This is a genomic window from Moritella sp. 24 (genome assembly GCF_018219155.1).
Taxonomy (GTDB): Bacteria; Pseudomonadota; Gammaproteobacteria; order Enterobacterales; family Moritellaceae; genus Moritella.
The window spans coordinates 1,233,416-1,250,563 of record NZ_CP056123.1; the positions used below are offsets into that span (position 1 = coordinate 1,233,416).

Here is a 17,148-nt window from a genome sequence, read left to right on the forward strand (position 1 = left end):
ATTATCATGCAATATCAAGATTTAACACCACAGTGGCCAGCGTTCACTCAAGCGATTTTAGCATTCTCAGAACAACTTGGTTTACTCGGTAAACATGATGAATCCGGTGAGGCAATATGGTGTGATCATGTTGCATTAAGAGTGAATGATATTGACTCTGCACAGTCGTTACTTACTGAATTTAAACAACGCGGTGAAGTGATTTCAGACAGTATTATTAACGGACGACCTATTTACATTATTGTGTTGGCTGAGCCGCTACGATTAGGAAATTGGCAAATTGATTGTGTCGAGCTTCCGTTTCCAGCAAAGCATTATCCGCAGCAAGGCTGGGAACATATTGAATTAGTGCTACCGGGAAATGCGGCTACCATGACTGAATTAGAACAGTCGTTACGTTTAATTAATCCTAATATTGAGCAGGTGTTAGCAGCAGATAGCAGCATCAAAATTAAACGGTCATCGCCACAAGCTGAAGGCGAAACATTGGCTAATCCAACCATTGCATTTAAACAGGGCGATATCTGTATTAAGGTACACAGTGCAGGTATTAAAGCTGTTGTTGAAAGTGAATCTACGGCATAATAACCGCAATTGATAATCATTCGTAACAGCATCAAGGTGTATTTGGTTTTATATATATTATGATAAAAGACAGCGCTCAATCTCAACCGCAAGACTCGTTACAAAAAAAACAAGGCACACGTATTAGTTGGCAGTTAATTCGTGAGCGTGTTCTACGCCAAAAGAAACCGTTAATTACGGCACACATCATTGCTGTTTTCGCGACGTTGGTGAGTGTACCTATTCCACTGATGATGCCTTTACTCGTCGATGAAGTATTATTAGAAAAGCCCGGTGCTGCGGTACAGGCAATGCAGAATATATTTCCTGAATCATGGTGGGGACCACAGCTTTACATTCTTGCAATACTTGGTTTTGTGATGTGTTTGCGTTTGTCTAGTTTGGTGTTGTCTGTGTGGCAAGCAAGGCAATTTACCATTATAGGTAAGAACTTAAGTTTTTATATTCGTGATAAATTGATGCATCATTTACCGTTGGTATCACTCACCGAATATGAAACCCAAGGGTCAGGAGCAATCAGTTCACGGTGTATTACCGATGTTGAAACCATCGATAAATTCTTAGCGGAAACCTTGTCTAAGTTCCTCGTGAGTATGTTAACCATTATTGGTACTGCAGCCATTTTGTTATGGATTGACTGGCAGCTAGGCTTAATTATTTTATTGCTTAATCCGGCGGTTATTTATTTTTCTCGTTCGTTTGGCAAGCGTGTTAAAAATTTAAAAACACGTGAAAATGCAGCGTTTGAAGCATTTCAAGAATCGTTAATTGATACCTTAGATGCAATTCAGCAATTACGTACTGCACAGCGTGAAAAGCAATATTTTAGCCGCGTGATTGATGCCGCGAGTGAGTTACGTAATAGCGCGATCCAGTCGCAGTGGAAAACGGATGCTGTTAACCGTTTAAGCTTCACAATCTTCTTAATTGGGTTTGAAGTGTTCCGCGCCATTGCAATGTTAATGGTGGTATTTGCCGATTTGACCATCGGTCAGATCTTTGCGGTATTTGGTTACCTGTGGTTTATGATGGGTCCTGTACAAGAATTATTGAGTATTCAATATACTTATTTTGCAGCGTCAGCGGCATTGAAACGATTAAACAGTGTGTTTGCATTAACGCAAGAGCCACAACATCCGTGTGTGATTGACCCGTTTGCGAAACAGGACGGCGTTAGCGTCGAATTTAAAGACGTATGCTTTGCTTATAACACGGAAAATAAGGTGATTAGCGATGTAAACTTGGTGATCCCGAAAGGTAAAAAAGTCGCCATTGTGGCGGTGAGCGGGGGAGGTAAATCCACGTTAGTACAACTGCTTCTTGGTTTATACGAGAAACAACAGGGTGATATCTTGATTAACGATGTGCCGTTAAACCAGATTGGTTATGATAAAGTACGTGAGAATATCGCGACAGTATTGCAACAGCCTATCTTGTTTAATACCTCGATTCGTGAGAATTTATCTATGGGTCATCAATTTAGTGACGATGAACTGTGGCAAGCATTGCAAGTTGCCGAAATGGCAGACACAATCAAACAACTGGGTCATGGATTAGATACCTTAGTCGGACGTAATGGTGTACGTCTTTCTGGTGGTCAACGCCAGCGTTTAGCCATTGCTAGAATGGTATTAAGCAAACCGCAAATGGTTATTTTTGATGAAGCGACATCGGCATTAGATACCGAAACCGAAAGTCGTTTACACCATAACCTGAGCGAATTTTTACAAGATAGAACAACCTTAATTATTGCCCATAGACTCAGTGCGATTAAACAAGCTGATTTAATCTATGTGCTAGACGATGGCAAAATTAGCCAGTCAGGACAACATCATGAATTATTGCAGGTTGAAGGGCTTTATCAAACGTTGTACGGCCGCTTACAATCAACTCATTAACCGTGAGGAAAACAAGATTATGGACAAAGATAGTATGAAACATACCATGACGAAAACAGATGCCGAATGGCAAGCACAGTTAACGGATGAAGAGTTTTATGTGTGCCGTAAAAAAGGCACTGAACATCCGTATACCGGTACTTTACTTAACAATGATGACGTTGGTGTATATCACTGTAAATGCTGTGGTAGCGAGTTGTTTACCAGCGACAGTAAATTTAACTCGGGTTGCGGTTGGCCAAGTTTTGATAAAGAAATCAAAGATGGTGCGGTTATTTATACCGAAGATAACAGTTTAGCGATGCAACGTATTGAAGTGACTTGCAGTCATTGTGACTCTCATTTGGGGCATGTATTTCCTGATGGACCGACCGAGACAGGTCAGCGTTTTTGTATTAACTCTATCTCTATGGCATTTAATAAAAATAGTCATGCAGAGAGCAAAGATTAAACGGTGACGTCACCGCGTTAAACGAGTAAATCGCTAACGAATAAAATAAATCTTATACCCAAAGCGTTGTCTGGTGTTTATGTAATACCAAGCAATTATTTGGGTATATTTATATACAGCTTTTAACTGCAGGAATAACCCGTGAGCATAGCTAAAAATAAAGACGGTATTGAATCTCTAAATTGTGATAATCATTATGCAAGGTTGCCTGCGCATTTTTATAATAAGCAAATGCCCGATGGGATCAGTGACCCGAAAATGGTTAGCCTAAATCCACAGGTGTTAGCATTACTAGGTTTAGATAGTGAAGTAAATAGTGACGTATATAGTGATGCGTTATTACAGTTGTGTTCAGGTAATTATTTACCCGCAGGTTTTGAACCCCTTGCGATGAAGTATACGGGTCATCAGTTTGGTCATTACAATCCAGATTTAGGTGATGGTCGTGGCTTACTACTCGCGCAAGTTAAACCTGCCAGTGTCGATACAGATGGAGCGGATAGCCCGACGTGGGACCTGCATTTGAAAGGCGCGGGACGCACACCTTACAGTCGTCAAGGAGATGGTCGCGCGGTATTACGTTCAAGTATTCGAGAGTACCTATGCAGTGCGGCGATGCAAGGTTTAGGTATCCCAACGACACAGGCGTTAAGCGTTGTTGTGGGTAGTGATGCGGTTATGCGTGAGCAAGTCGAACAAGCAGCCATGGTCGTACGTGTTGCTGAGTCTCATGTGCGTTTTGGTCATTTCGAACACTTTTATTATACTCAGCGTTTAGACGATTTAAAGTTGATGTTGGATTATACTTTAACCCAGCATTTTCCTGATGCGTTAACTGCAGAAGTACCTTATTTGGCCTTTTATAAGCAAGTTGTTACCACCACGGCAGAGCTGATGGCACATTGGCAGGCGGTTGGTTTTGTTCACGGAGTCATGAATACCGATAACATGTCGATCTTAGGTCAAACCTTTGATTATGGCCCGTTTGCGTTTCAGGACAATTTCGATCCAGCTTACGTGTGTAATCATACTGATTATTCAGGCCGTTATGCGTTTAACCAGCAACCGCAAGTGGGCTATTGGAATTTAATGGCATTGGGTCGTTCATTAACACCCTTCATGGATATCGCGCCACTAAATGAAACACTGCAAACTTATGATGATATTTTCTTGGCTAAATTACGTCAGCTAATGCGGGCTAAATTAGGGTTACAGCAAGTGCAAGATGGTGATGGTGAGTTGATTAAAAACCTGCTAGAAATATTAGCCTCGAATGAGGTGGACTATACCCACTTCTTCCGTTTATTAAGTGGCTTTGATAGTACATTAGACGGTGCGGAAGTCGCGTTGAATTCAGCTATTCGCGACCAATTCATCGACCGTGAGGTGTTTGATGCGTGGGCTGTGCAATATCAACAGCGTTTAGCACTAGAATCAAGTGTGGATGATGACCGTAAAGTGCAAATGAATCGCGCTAACCCAAAGTTTATTTTACGTAATTATTTAGCCCAGCAAGCGATTGAACAAGCAGCAGATTATGATTATAGCTTGGTGAATGAGTTGCTTAACGTATTCGCAAATCCGTTTGATGAACACTCTGAATTTGAAGCATTAGCGGCATTACCTCCAGAGTGGGGACGTAAGATGGTATTGAGCTGTTCGTCTTAATCGGGCTGTTTTTTTAGAGGCATGATAAGATAGGTTATACAGGTTATATTTTCTTAGATTTCATTACCACAAGGATCCCATTTATGAACGTGGATAAAGCAAAAAAACGTATCGAAAAATTGGCTAAAAGAGGCTTTAAAGGCTACCCATCTTTATCGTTTGAGTACTTTGGCGCCACTGCTGATACAGCAACCGAAGTCGTTGTGACGTTCAAACTAGACGAAAGTGCAGCACCACAAGCACAAAAATTTGTCAGTAAAAGTGATGCTCGCGAAGACGAAACAATTCAATCTGTACTTGTGAAAACGATTGAGCGCACAGATGCGAGTACTGTGGCTGTTGTTGACGGTGTTTCGATTATCAAATAAAGATATTTATTCATCTTACGTTCAGCGCTCATCCATATAATACGTCTTATTTATACTGAGCCAACAAGAGAATAGTGAGATGAGTACATCTACGAAAAAGTATCGATTATGTTTCAGCCTGAGCGCATTGGCCTTTATATTAATATATGGCGCTGCGCTAACAGGCTGTAAAAATACCCCTACAGATCCTAATTATCTTACTGCCGATGCGCTACCTGATTACAATCAAGCTGACTTTGATACCTATTTACAAGAAACGCAACGTTGGTTACGTGCTAATCGAGTATTTAACTCTGCTGATGAAGAGAAAGAAATCCAAGCCAACCTACCTTATGAAATTAAACCTGAAAATCCTAACGGACAAGGCGTATTGCTCGTTCATGGTCTTGCTGATTCACCATTCTCGTTTATCGATATTGCCAAGCACTTAGCGCAACAGGGTTATTTGGTGCGAACCGTATTATTACCGGGGCATGGTAGTAAAGTCGGAGACTTGATATTGCCGACACTCGCTGACTGGCAAGGGGTTGTTGCTCATCACACTAAATTACTCAAACAGGATGTCGATAAAGTTTGGCTTGGCGGTTATTCGACGGGGGCTAACTTGGTTGTATCTCAGGCAATCCGTGATGATGACATTGCAGGGTTATTACTCTTTTCTCCGGCATTTAAACCCGATTCATTTATGGTGTCTTTAGCGCCGGTAGTGAGTCACTTTATTACTTGGGCAGACCGTGATCCAGAGGATAATTATACGCGTTATAATTCACTACCGATGAATGCGGCATCCATCTATTATAAAACATCGCAGATAGTGCGTGATGATTTGGCAAAAGCGGATTATAACAAACCTGTGTTTATGATGATGAGTGAAGGTGAAAGTGTCATTGATACCAAATATGCGCAGAACGCCTTTAATCAAGTGATGACCAACCCCAGTAATAAACTTGTTTGGGCAGGGGAAGTGCAACCTGTGGATCCCCGAGCGATTAGTTTTAGCATGGATTTACCTGCGCAACAGATATCGAACGGTTCGCATTTAAGCTTGTTATTCTCACCGAAAAATCCAGTTTATGGTCGCGGTGGCGAGATCATGATCTGTGGCAATGGTCAGAAAGCAGCGGATGAAGCCAAATGTCAGGCTGGTGAAAACGTATGGTATTCGGCTTACGGTTATCAAGAGCCAGGAAAGATCCATGCAAGGTTAACTTGGAATCCGTACTTTACCCAAAGTATGTCATTACTTGATAAGGTAATGCAGCAAAAGACGCTGCAATCACCTGTGATATTGGCGGAGCAGTTTATCGAACCGCTCACGTTACATCTGTAGTCGTGCTTGGTGCGAGTTAAAAGCTAAACACGACACCAGTGGAAATGGTGGCTGTCAGATCATAAGGCAAAAATGTTTTATCGCGATTAATATAGTTAAAATCAGTCCCTGCTCTGAACGCGATATTGTCAGTCACCGCAATCACCCAAGAGGCTGAAATACTCGCACCTGTCGCTTTCGCTGTTTCTACCTCTTGGCTCCAGTAGTATCCTTTCTGACCTGCATATTCAACCACGCCAGCTTCTAGTTGCAATGACATTTTAGGTTTATTAACCAGTTGTTTTTGCGCGCCTATTCGGTATGTTTTTAGCCTGTCTTTATGGATATCTAAAAACTCTGCAGAGGTATGGCTGTAAGATATGTAGATTGCATCCATGCCTAAAGTATCGGTTAAACCGAGTTGCATACCCGCACCAGAAATACCAGAACCTTCATAGGGGCCAATTTTCATTTCTGGTGATATATGGATTGTATTAGCCAGCACAGTTGTTGAGCTAAGTAGTAGTAACGGGAGAAGTATCTTATTCATAGGGAGCACTCATTTTTATAATATCCATAAAATGTAATAATCTGTTATGAATATTATAAAAATGAGCGCTCTGAGGCTAAACACTATGCCTTATATCGCTGATAAGCATTACTTATTATTGAGAGTTAATTGCTGTTGAATGACATTGGATATAAGTGTGTGTAACCAATTTAAGAGGGCGCTATTTCGATGTCGAGTATGACAATAAGTATAAACTCCAATGTGATAGGCTTCACCTTGAACCTCGACGTTCAAAGCACGTAAATTTGGATGCTGATGAACAGGAAATAGGTTAGTGTGCGGCATGTACATATCCGAGTGTTGAATAATATCAAGTAACACCATAATGAACTCAGAGCGAAAGCCAATTTTGTATTCTAAGCCATGCTCTTTCATTGTATTAGCAGCGAGACTAAACGTATCATTCCAACCCGGAGAAATGATGGATGCAATCTCATAACCTGAATAATCATAAGGCGTGGTGATTGTCTTTGTTATTGGGTGGGCATTTCTGACGATGACTTGTCCACATAAATCGGCTAGCTTCTTATTGTAAACTTCAGCTGGCGTGTCTATTTCGTAGTTAATGCCGAGGTAAACATCATCTTTTTGTATATCCTCTACCGTCGAACGCGACCAGCTCACTAATTCGACGGTGGCATTTGGTGCTGAAGCTTTAAAGGCTTGGTAAAGTGAGCCGGATAAACAAGAAAGAACAATGGGGGAGAGGGCAATTTTAAGTGATCTATCGAGAGTTGCAGGATCGAATTTAGCACAATGATTAATACTGTTTGCTAATCCGTTTAGATAAGGATAAATAGACGCTGCCAGCGCTTCTGAAAATGGCGTTGCCTTTAAGCCTTTTGGTACTTTTACAAACAGTTCATCGTCAAAGTGATGGCGTAGTTTTGTTAATGATTGGCTAATCGCAGGTTGAGAAACAAAAAGCCGTTCTGATGCTTTCCGCATATTTAACTCTTGAGAAAGAACCTGAAATACCCTTAACAAGTTGAGATCTAACGTCGTGTAGAGATCTTTTTTCATGCCTATCCTACTGTACTAAAGAGAGAATAATTTCTAGTCTAATCAAGTTTGTATAAATAAGACAGTTATTATGAGGAGGCTGGTGGCATCTTAATAGGAGGGGCAGAGGAAATATAAGGACCGATCATCAAATGAACGGCCCTAGGTATGCTACTGATGATTAAGCAGCATAGGGTTTAATTAGTTAAGAAAACGGATCACATTCGGATTAAGCGTTGTTAACATTCGACCGCCGACGATAGTGTTATCCACACTATCAATAATATCAACGCCCGGTGTCGCAGGGTTAATCATGCTAAGCCATAAAAAACCTTTCTTATCTAAGCCTAGGTAATTGATATGTTCGTTACCTGTGTTTGCTACTTCGCTTTCAACCACATCGCCAGTTGTCGGGTTGAACTCATACAGTGTTGATATTTCACCATACACAGGCGTGTAGACTACTTTACCTGCATAAAAATAACCTTTTTCTGCTGACACTTGCACGCTGGTATTGATGAATTTACTTACATTACTGTCTATATCAGCAGCCGTTAAAACTGTACGTAGTGAATAGGTATTTGGGTTTATTTCTTCAATTCGACTATTGGTAAGCGTTGTAGAGCCATAGACATCGTGGGTACTTGCATAGATCTTACCATTTGGACTCGTCGATAGACTGTTTTTAAGCGGATTTATCCCTTTAAGTAAAATACCTTTAAGGTTATCAAGTGGTGCTGAATTGGTTTCAATTTCAGTATCTGTCGCAACATCAAAAACGGCCACATACGCGGGATTAGCTGAAAAATAATCTGATAATCGTTGCATTGATATGAACAGTTTTCCCTGACTTATCACTGCAGCAGCAGGACTTGGCGTACCACTGCTATTGTTGGCTGGGATATAAGCAGAGAGATCGAGTTCATCTATTTTGAAACTCGCGAAGTCTGTCGCATTCGGGTTTACAACCCACACTTTGGCTGACCCGTAGCGAATTAAATAGGCCTTGTTAGCATTTGCAAAAACGAGGTTATAGGGATTACGGCTAATGGAATCACTGCTGTCTTGAGTCGTAAATGACCACGCTGAATTATTATAATCTTGAGCGGCGTACTTATCGATGGTATCAATGTTGTAACGACCAATATGGTAGATATCACTGTTGTTAGTAGCCAGTGTGTAATCAGATTTCGTTTTACTGTAATAAGGACTGCTCACTTGTTGGTTTGCAGGATCTAAGAACAGTACTTCAGAACTGATGTAACCCGGATCTATGGTCTGCACGATCGCGGATGCCGCTGGTGCGTGGATAAACGGGTTATTGTCGGTGTCATTCTGATTACAAGCGGTCAGTAGAACGGTGCTTGCTAAGAGAGTGATTAAGTGTTTTTTCATTACGGTTAGCATTTATATTTCCTTTATTGCTATTTTAAATTGAATATTTCGACCTTGTGCGGGTCTGTTGGCGAGATCCTGATATTCATCATCAAACAGGTTGTTTATCGCTAAATGCGCGGTGAATCGTTCCTTTTTCCAGCCCAGTTGTAGATCGGTAGTCAAACGATTAGCTGGATTTTCAGTGCTGTTGCCGACACTGTCGAAAACATTGGCGCGGTTAAAGTACAGCTCATTGTCGATGTTGCTATTGAGGTTAATTTGCCAATGTTCAGTGATTGCATAGCGTATACCTGCGCTATATTGCTGATGATAAATACCGGGTAGTCGCTTGTTGTGATAAGCGGTGTATTCTGATTGGGTATTACTGTCGATAAGGTTGGTTTGCAGCATCAATGACAGATCGCTACTGACTTTATAATTGGCTTGTAACTCTAACCCTGTTAATTCAGCTTGGCTGACATTACTGTAGCTGCCAACGTTACTTGAATTGAAAATAGCGACAATAGAATTAACTAATTGTTGCTGATAAAAAGCACCTGTAAAGGATAGATTTGCGTAGCTGACCGTACTGCCCAATGATAAGGTTTTAGCTTCTTCAGGTTGTAGGTTCGGGTTGCCTTTAAAGCTGCCTCGATCACCAAACATTTCAAATAGTGTCGGGGCTCGAACACCATTACTCCACGTTAAAAATGCGGAGAAATCAAAACGGTCATCAACTACTGCATTGAATTTATTTGGTTGGTAAGTAATACCGAGTTCTTGGGTCGTATAATCTTGTTCATCGATATGCTTAGATCCACTTTTATTCAAAACAGAATTTGCATTTTGCTCTTGTGATTGGCTGATTAACGCATAGGGAGTAAGCGCAAGCTGTACAATTGGCCATTCTAACCGTGTTCCATAATTAAGCTGCTGCTGACTCGCGGTGACATCGCAACTATTAATACCGTTACAGGGGGTTGCTTGGCCTTTCAAAACTGTCGTTGATTCGAAGATTTGGTGATTAAAGTTGATAAAGGGGGTTATGACTAAATCGCCCGCATTCAGCGTCGGCTTTATACCTGCGAAGCTTTTCACACTTTGGTAATTAGCACGTTTGTTCATCACGCCAGTAGGTTGTTCTAAATAGATCTCATCAGTGAATTGTGTATACGCTTCCAATTCAACCTGTGCTAACCAAACATGAGATGATTGCCAATTATGTAGATAACCGAATCGCCAACTGTCGCTGCTTATTTCACTGGTGTTTTCTGGTGAATTATTTTGATAATTAGCGAGCTCTTTACGCTGTTCAGTGTACTGCATATTAAATCGTAATAAATGCTGACCAAGGTAAATCTCGCTATTGAGATGCAATGCGTTTTTTTCATAGGCATTATTGGCCAGCTTTTCTTTTGTTGAAATAGAAGGAACCACAAAATTCTGTGGTACCTGATAACTGTAGTTATTATCACTCTGGACATGGCTAAAGCCCGCAGCAAGACTGTAGTTGGTGAAAAGCTTATTCGCCATTAGGTTTACTTCACGATAGCCAAATGAACCGCTAGCAAGGCTAATTCGTGCACTGTCTATTTGAGGGTTGTAAGTATTAATACGGATCACGCCACCAATGGGGGTTGAGCCAGTGCCTAGCGCCTGACTTTTACTGATCTCAATACTGTCGATTTGCTCTGTGGGCAATTGGTTAACGTCAAAGCCACCAAACTGACTGTCGTTAATAAGTTGTCCATCAATGTACAGTTGCACTTGTTTGCTACTTGAACCACGGATAGAAACGGATGCTGGATTACCCAGTCCACTGATTTGTCGGATCTGAATACCGTTTATTTTTTGGAGTAGATCGCCAAGGGTTTGTGATGAATCGATAAAATCTTCACGATGCAAAATCTGATAGTTTGGTGTGTTAAGTGCATTGAGATCTGTTTCTTTTGTCGCGGTCACGACAGTCGTCTCTGTGTCACGAATGACGGCACTTTCTGCCTGTGCAGAAGATAAATGTAGCAGTAATAAGCACACCGGTAATACAGGTGTTGGTCGTCGAAATAACATGGGTTCCCCAATGATGTTGGGGATGGCAGAATACAAAAAATACCATGAATGTGTTTATTGCCAAAAAGCAAAACAGAATAGGATTTTTCTATTCCGCTATCGCCCTCCGCAATACGGTAATATTTCAATAGGCCGGTATCGGGCTTTCAACATGCGTTGATTACCGTTGCGGGGGCAGCGTTGGATTCACACCAAACTTCCCGTTTAACTCAATCCTTAATGCGATAACACGCTGTTTAATATTGAGCACCTACTGTAAGTCGCGGCACTTTAATGATAAACAATCATAAAAGCAACGCTGTTAATCATATTGAAGCATTGCTGCACAAATTTTGTACGACTAATTAGCTTATTCATTCATATTCGATAATCTTATTCATCATTTTAAGTTATTGTAATTATCTGTATCACATCCATTTAAAAAGCATGAAAAACTAAAAATAGACAAATAATTATTGCTTATTTTCTTTTAGTTTATCGAGTTTGGCGATAATATACTTTATAGATGTAGGTAGGGTCTTATCCTTCATGATCCCGCTTACCAGTCCCTTAATGTTGAGAACGATGAAATTAATTATGCATAAGAATAAAGGATTTACACTTATCGAATTGGTTATTGTGATCATAGTGCTCGGCATCCTTGCCGCGGTTGCGATTCCTCGATTTATTAACGTGCAACAAGATGCCAGAATCGCGACTATTAAAGGTATTGCAGGTAACTTTAGCTTTGTTGTCGAACAGGTTAATTACGCAAGCATTATGCAAGGGTTAGAGGGCCAGCGAGCTGTTAAAGTGAGCGTTGGTGACGTCGAGGTGAATACCTATTTTGGTAAGCCACAAGAAATTTGGGATGATGCGCTCGGAAATTTAATGAATAGCAACGTTCATTACTTAGGTAATGGTTACAAGACACCTACAGTCTTAGATAAAGAATGCACAGAGTCGTCGGTATGTGTTGTTGATCAAACGAGAGTGGCTGGCGTTATTTCTGGGTATCCAGGTTGGGGGATGTTTTTTGTTCCTAATGGTAAGTCGGTCAACGATCTCTGTTTTGCATTTTATGCGTTTAGCGAGAATGGTACTGCGGTGACATCGAGTGAGGTTTCAACCGTAGAAAGTGGTTGTAACTAAAAAAGGGGAGAAACATAGACTGTTTCTCCCCTTTCGTTTACTTTTTACCTGCTAGTCGCTATTTAATTAAAAATGGATGCCATTTTCTAACGAACTGATACGAGCTAACGACAACGTATCAATGCCTTTCTCTGCGAGCATTTCTGCACCTGCTTGGAACGATTTTTCAAACAAGATACCCACGCCAACTAATGTAGCAGTTGTTTGCGCAAGGATAGCTAATGTCCCTTCAACGGCATTACCGTGAGCGAGTACATCATCAATGAATAATACGCGGTCGTTGTCATTAATGTGTTCAACATTACAGTTTAATTCGTATGATGAATTTTTAGTAAAGCTGAAAACATTGGTTGTAAGTACGTTTTCTGGATCTAACATGCTGCGCTTTTTCTTCATTACAACTAATGGCACATTCAGTTTTAATGCCACTAATGTCGAGATAGCAATACCACCACTTTCGATAGTCAGAATACGGTCGATTTTAGCGTCCTGAAAATGGATAGCCAATTGCGATGCACACCAGTCTAGAATCTGAATATCAATTTGCTTTGTTAAAAAGCTACTTGCGTCTAGGGCTACGTTGTTAACAGATTTACCGTGCGCTAGAATCGCTTTTTCTAATAAGTTCATGTGTTCGTCCCTAAATTATGAAAGTGCTAAATAAACAATAAATAGTAGTGCTAGTGAGTAAATAATTGGATGTACTTTTTTACCATCACCTTGTACTAACATTACGAAACAGTAGCTGATGAAACCCATCGCCATACCATTTGCAGGCGAGAAGGTTAACAAGCTAAATACCATGATAAAGAATACTGGAATGGCTGATTCTTTCTTATCCCAGCTGATGTTTGCTAAGTTCTTAATCATGTAAATACCGATTACAACTAATGCTGGTGCAACAATCGCTTTGGTAAAGATTGAGAATACAGGGAATAGGAACATAGAGACTAAGAACAGCGCCGCCACTGTGATCGCACTGATACCTGTCTTAGCACCAAGTGATGAGGCAACCGCAGATTCAGAGTAAGCTGTAATAGACGTTGTACCTAATACAGTACCAATAATCGTACCACCTGAGTCCGCAATTAATGCTGATTTTGCATTTGGCACTTTGCCGTCTTTACCGATAATACCCGCGTCACGACCGACACCAACAATGGTACTTAAGCCATCGAAAAAATCGACAATAAAGAAGATAATAACTAAGAAGATTAAGTCACTTAGTTTTGGCATTGTCAGTTGTGATAAGTCAAAGATAGCACCAAATGTTGGGGCTAAGCTTGGTGGCATTGAAAATACTTCGGTTGGCACAGTAATTAAGTTACTGCCAAGAAAGTAATCGCTTAATAAGCTAAGAATAATCGACGAGATAAACGAAATAACAGTCGCTAGTTTCATATCTCGGACTAAACAGCCAATCGCAATGAAGATGCTGACAAGTGCAATAAATACTTTCGGATCGTAGACATCGCCCATGCTAACGAGAATAAACGGGTTGCTAACGATGATGCCTGCATTCTTAAGGCCTAAGAACGACACGAATAAACCCAGACCAACAGCAATACCGAGCTTTAAGTCTTCTGGAATCGCTTCAATCATCACCTTACGTGCGGGTGTTAAGCTTAAAATTAAATAGAGACAACCAGAAAGGAAAATAGCAAACAGTGCTTCATGCCAAAGTAACGAGATACCGCCACCAAGTAAGATAGCTTTAAAGAAGCCATTCATCGACATGCCCGGTGCTAACATAATAGGGTATTTAGAAAACGCACCCATAATGAATGTTGCAATCGCAGCTGATAGTGCTGTTGCGGTGAAGACTGAGCCTTTGTCTATCCCTTCGATGCTTCCTAAGATTGCCGGATTCACTGCTAAGATATAACTCATCGCTAAAAAGGTAATTAAACCCGCGTAGATTTCATTTTTTACAGTTGCGCCACGCGCAGACAGGAGGAAGTACTTGTCCATTAAACATCCATTACTATTAAGTTGGTTGATTTAAAATGACAATATTCCGAAGTATAAACTTGGGTAGGGGAACCATACCAGAAAAAAGGTACAGTTATCCTGCTTCATTGTAGGTCTGAAATTTACGGTTTCAGAGTAGAGACTTAAGGCCCATATTGCCAAAATTATACAACGTCACATTGCTTGCGGGGCATCTTAAAGATGTTGACGCGGTTGTCAATTATTTTTACGAAGGTCGTGAGTTTAAAAGAGGCAGATATCCATGCACTAAATGGACGATATTATTATGTAGGAGTATTACTTATGGGGTCTTCAGAGGTTTTTTGTATCAAAACGGATTATAGTAAACTTTTTTCATTTAATTGACTCAGTGGTCAATGTTTGAACAGTAGGTATAATATTCTTTAATGTATTATTTTGTTTGAAAAGTGGCGTAGTTGCCGTTAATTTGGGCTTTATTTTCCTCTAAAACCAAAAATGGCGAGCCGAGGCTCACCATATCTATTCACTTCAAAAGAGTACTGAAAGGTCAGTATTACTTTTTAAGTTCAGCAATTGCTTTAGTTAGTTCGTCAACTTTAGCATTTAGTGCGTCAACTTTAGTGTTATCAACACCAGAAATTTTAGTGAAAACTTGGTTTACACGCGTTTCTAAAACGTCTGTAGAGATTTTTTTATCAGAAATTTTTTCTTTTGCTGATTCTTCAATCTTAGTGCCTTTAGCAACAAGTTCTTCGAATAATGTTGAAGATTTGTCTGAAACTTTGTTTGCTTCATCGATGCTCTTACCGTATGCACCAAGACCTGCTAGCCAAATGTTCTTAGCGATTTCGTCTTTGCTGCTCCAAAGTTTTTTGGCTGTGTCAACTACGTTTAATTGTGTCATGGTACTTATCCTTTCTGGGTGCGTTTCGATTTGATGGAGCCAGAATATGGTTTTAAATTAGAAAATGCATACAAATTGTGGATTTAATTTTAGAGAAAAAATAAGGAGTTATTTAGAGTGGTTTTTCAGTTTTACTGTGTTCCACTTGTTTATGAAAATATTTTGCAAATGATTAATTCAGATGTGTATTTTCTGTGATAGTAAGCCAAAAATGGATTTGTAGTATTCGTTACTGATGGTATTTTTAGATAATAAAATTATTTATATTCATCCATCATTGGCAGTTGTTAATTGAACAACTATCTTATTATTAATGACCATATACTATTCTTTATGACCTGTTGTCGTGTTTTAAGTGAGATTTAATCATTTTTAGCGTCACTTTTTGACGATCGTAGCTATAATTTGGCAGACTTAAATTAATTGAGAGGCTAACAGTGGAATTTCAACAATTAGTAAATGATGGGTTGGCACTTGTATCACGTGTAAAACAAGAAATTAACTTTATTCGTGCCTGTAATTACACGCAAGCAAATTTAGATTTTTTGCACACGGCTTCTTTTAATTTAGCGTCAGCTGAAGATTTACTTAATTATGCAAATGAATTGGCATTAAAGAATGATGATGTCGCGGGAGAAAAAGTATTAATTGCTTGTGATGCCATCAAAAATGTCCAGTCTATGTTATCACGTCAGTTCGATGCCGAATTAGAATGTGAAAGCCAATCTTGGTTTGAAGATGTTACTTCAACTATTGGTATTTGTGCTTAGTCTCATTAAAGTTAGACCTAATTAGCCAGTGCAGATTGTAACTGGCTTTTTTGTATCATTTTTCCGTTTAAATCGAACTATTTAATTCTTCATTTCATCCTTCATACCACCTTTCTGTATGCGCAGAATACCGTATTGTAAGCTCGAGTAAGAGTTGGGCTAGGTGTCATGTTATCCATGTTAATGTTATCCAAATAATCATAGAGTTACGGTTAGTAAAGGATAATGGTGTTATAAAATGGAATTCATGAATAACTACGCTATGCTTCATCGAAAGATCATTGATCTACTTCGTATCGACGATGATAATTACTTCTATATATCCTACAAAGGTTTTACTTTCACCAGTGTATTTCAGCCTATTTTTGACCGTGAATGTAATATTTACGGTGTTGAAGCATTAGTGAGGATCACTGATGATAATGGCATGCCAGTTAATCCATATGGTTACTTTGATGCAATCCGTAATGACGATAAAAGCAGTGTTATATCGACCTTAATTTGTGCCATTATTCATGGTTTAAACTTTGCGCGTTCATGTTATTGCGATAAGAAATTATTCATCAATGTCACGCCTGCTATATTTGAAATCCTGTCAAACAACGACATTGCAGTGAATACATTAATTCGACGTTTGAAGATGTTAGGCCTGTCGCCAACACAGATAGTTTACGAGATTATTGAGTTTGAAGGGCGCAACTTAGCCTCTGTATTAAAGGGCATCAAAAAGTTATCTAATTTTGGTATTGAGATAGCATTGGATGATTACGGCAGTGCGTTTTCGACAGAAAGCAGGGCGAAAGCGGTAACGCCTGATTATTTAAAAATTGATAAAAGTATTGTCGATTTATTAGCGGCATTTAAATACAGTAAATTCCATCATGCGATGAAGATTAGCCGAGCGATTGCAGCAAAAACCATTGCCGAAGGGATAGAAACCAAAGAGACTTTTGAGTGTTGTATGGAGTCGGGCGCAGATTATTTTCAGGGTTTCTATTTAGCAAGACCACATAAAGCACCCTTAAAGCAAAGTAAAATGGCCATACGATAACAAGCAAGATCAAACACTCATTGATTCGTACGGCCCTTGG

The 17,148-nt window shown here is 39.9% G+C and carries 16 protein-coding genes and 2 riboswitches; of the genes, 9 read left to right on the top strand and 7 right to left on the bottom strand.

Annotated features, from left to right (window positions below):
- Positions 1-6 precede the first annotated feature (6 nt).
- The 6 genes from HWV00_RS05645 to HWV00_RS05670 all read left to right on the top strand — a co-directional run bounded on the left by HWV00_RS05645 (position 7) and on the right by HWV00_RS05670 (position 6,300).
- Positions 7-585 (top strand): VOC family protein, encoded by a 579-nt coding sequence (locus HWV00_RS05645; RefSeq protein ID WP_211685153.1) that lies wholly within the window; start codon positions 7-9, stop codon positions 583-585.
- A 59-nt stretch (positions 586-644) separates the two neighbouring features.
- Positions 645-2,483 carry an ABC transporter ATP-binding protein gene (locus tag HWV00_RS05650; protein ID WP_211685154.1) on the top strand — a complete coding sequence of 613 codons (1,839 nt, stop codon included), beginning with the start codon at positions 645-647 and terminating at the stop codon, positions 2,481-2,483.
- A gap of 19 nt (positions 2,484-2,502) precedes the next feature.
- Positions 2,503-2,934 carry a peptide-methionine (R)-S-oxide reductase MsrB gene (msrB, locus tag HWV00_RS05655; protein WP_211685155.1) on the top strand — a complete coding sequence of 144 codons (432 nt, stop codon included), beginning with the start codon at positions 2,503-2,505 and terminating at the stop codon, positions 2,932-2,934.
- Positions 2,935-3,075: 141 nt separating this feature from the next.
- The gene (locus HWV00_RS05660; RefSeq protein ID WP_211685156.1) at positions 3,076-4,602 is read left to right on the top strand and encodes a YdiU family protein; all 1,527 of its coding nucleotides are present in this window, start codon (positions 3,076-3,078) and stop codon (positions 4,600-4,602) included.
- An 83-nt stretch (positions 4,603-4,685) separates the two neighbouring features.
- Positions 4,686-4,970 (top strand): hypothetical protein, encoded by a 285-nt coding sequence (locus tag HWV00_RS05665; protein ID WP_211685157.1) that lies wholly within the window; start codon positions 4,686-4,688, stop codon positions 4,968-4,970.
- Between the two features lie 79 nt (positions 4,971-5,049).
- On the top strand, positions 5,050-6,300 hold the full coding sequence (locus HWV00_RS05670; RefSeq protein ID WP_211685158.1) for a carboxylesterase: 1,251 nt from the start codon (positions 5,050-5,052) through the stop codon (positions 6,298-6,300).
- Positions 6,301-6,316: 16 nt separating this feature from the next.
- On the opposite strand, the gene HWV00_RS05675 is transcribed toward HWV00_RS05670, so the two are convergent.
- From HWV00_RS05675 to HWV00_RS05690, 4 genes are all read right to left on the bottom strand, one after another.
- Positions 6,317-6,829 carry a DUF481 domain-containing protein gene (locus HWV00_RS05675; RefSeq protein ID WP_211685159.1) on the bottom strand — a complete coding sequence of 171 codons (513 nt, stop codon included), beginning with the start codon at positions 6,827-6,829 and terminating at the stop codon, positions 6,317-6,319.
- A 108-nt stretch (positions 6,830-6,937) separates the two neighbouring features.
- Positions 6,938-7,873 carry a LysR family transcriptional regulator gene (locus HWV00_RS05680; protein ID WP_211685160.1) on the bottom strand — a complete coding sequence of 312 codons (936 nt, stop codon included), beginning with the start codon at positions 7,871-7,873 and terminating at the stop codon, positions 6,938-6,940.
- A gap of 180 nt (positions 7,874-8,053) precedes the next feature.
- Entirely contained in the window at positions 8,054-9,259 is a 1,206-nt protein-coding gene (locus HWV00_RS05685) for a cadherin repeat domain-containing protein (RefSeq protein ID WP_211685161.1), read from the bottom strand.
- Positions 9,260-11,299 carry a TonB-dependent receptor gene (locus tag HWV00_RS05690; RefSeq protein ID WP_211685162.1) on the bottom strand — a complete coding sequence of 680 codons (2,040 nt, stop codon included), beginning with the start codon at positions 11,297-11,299 and terminating at the stop codon, positions 9,260-9,262.
- 112 nt (positions 11,300-11,411) lie between these two features.
- Positions 11,412-11,547: riboswitch (cobalamin riboswitch) on the bottom strand.
- A 328-nt stretch (positions 11,548-11,875) separates the two neighbouring features.
- Here HWV00_RS05690 and HWV00_RS05695 point away from each other — a divergent pair.
- The gene (locus tag HWV00_RS05695) at positions 11,876-12,430 is read left to right on the top strand and encodes a type II secretion system protein (RefSeq protein ID WP_211685163.1); all 555 of its coding nucleotides are present in this window, start codon (positions 11,876-11,878) and stop codon (positions 12,428-12,430) included.
- A 66-nt stretch (positions 12,431-12,496) separates the two neighbouring features.
- Here the strand turns inward: HWV00_RS05695 and HWV00_RS05700 are convergent, their stop codons facing one another.
- The 3 genes from HWV00_RS05700 to HWV00_RS05710 all read right to left on the bottom strand — a co-directional run bounded on the left by HWV00_RS05700 (position 12,497) and on the right by HWV00_RS05710 (position 15,287).
- A complete protein-coding gene (locus tag HWV00_RS05700) occupies positions 12,497-13,060 on the bottom strand; it encodes a xanthine phosphoribosyltransferase (RefSeq protein WP_211685164.1) in 564 nt (187 codons plus the stop codon).
- A 15-nt stretch (positions 13,061-13,075) separates the two neighbouring features.
- Complete coding sequence (locus tag HWV00_RS05705; protein ID WP_211685165.1) at positions 13,076-14,401, bottom strand: NCS2 family permease; 1,326 nt, start codon at positions 14,399-14,401, stop codon at positions 13,076-13,078.
- A gap of 90 nt (positions 14,402-14,491) precedes the next feature.
- Positions 14,492-14,593, bottom strand: a riboswitch (purine riboswitch).
- 343 nt (positions 14,594-14,936) lie between these two features.
- Positions 14,937-15,287 carry a phasin family protein gene (locus HWV00_RS05710; RefSeq protein WP_211685166.1) on the bottom strand — a complete coding sequence of 117 codons (351 nt, stop codon included), beginning with the start codon at positions 15,285-15,287 and terminating at the stop codon, positions 14,937-14,939.
- A 437-nt stretch (positions 15,288-15,724) separates the two neighbouring features.
- Between HWV00_RS05710 and HWV00_RS05715 the strand changes: the two genes are divergently transcribed.
- Positions 15,725-16,057: a hypothetical protein gene (locus HWV00_RS05715; protein ID WP_211685167.1), complete on the top strand. Its 333-nt coding sequence runs from the start codon at positions 15,725-15,727 to the stop codon at positions 16,055-16,057.
- 247 nt (positions 16,058-16,304) lie between these two features.
- Complete coding sequence (locus HWV00_RS05720; RefSeq protein WP_255554937.1) at positions 16,305-17,108, top strand: EAL domain-containing protein; 804 nt, start codon at positions 16,305-16,307, stop codon at positions 17,106-17,108.
- Positions 17,109-17,148: the final 40 nt, after the last annotated feature.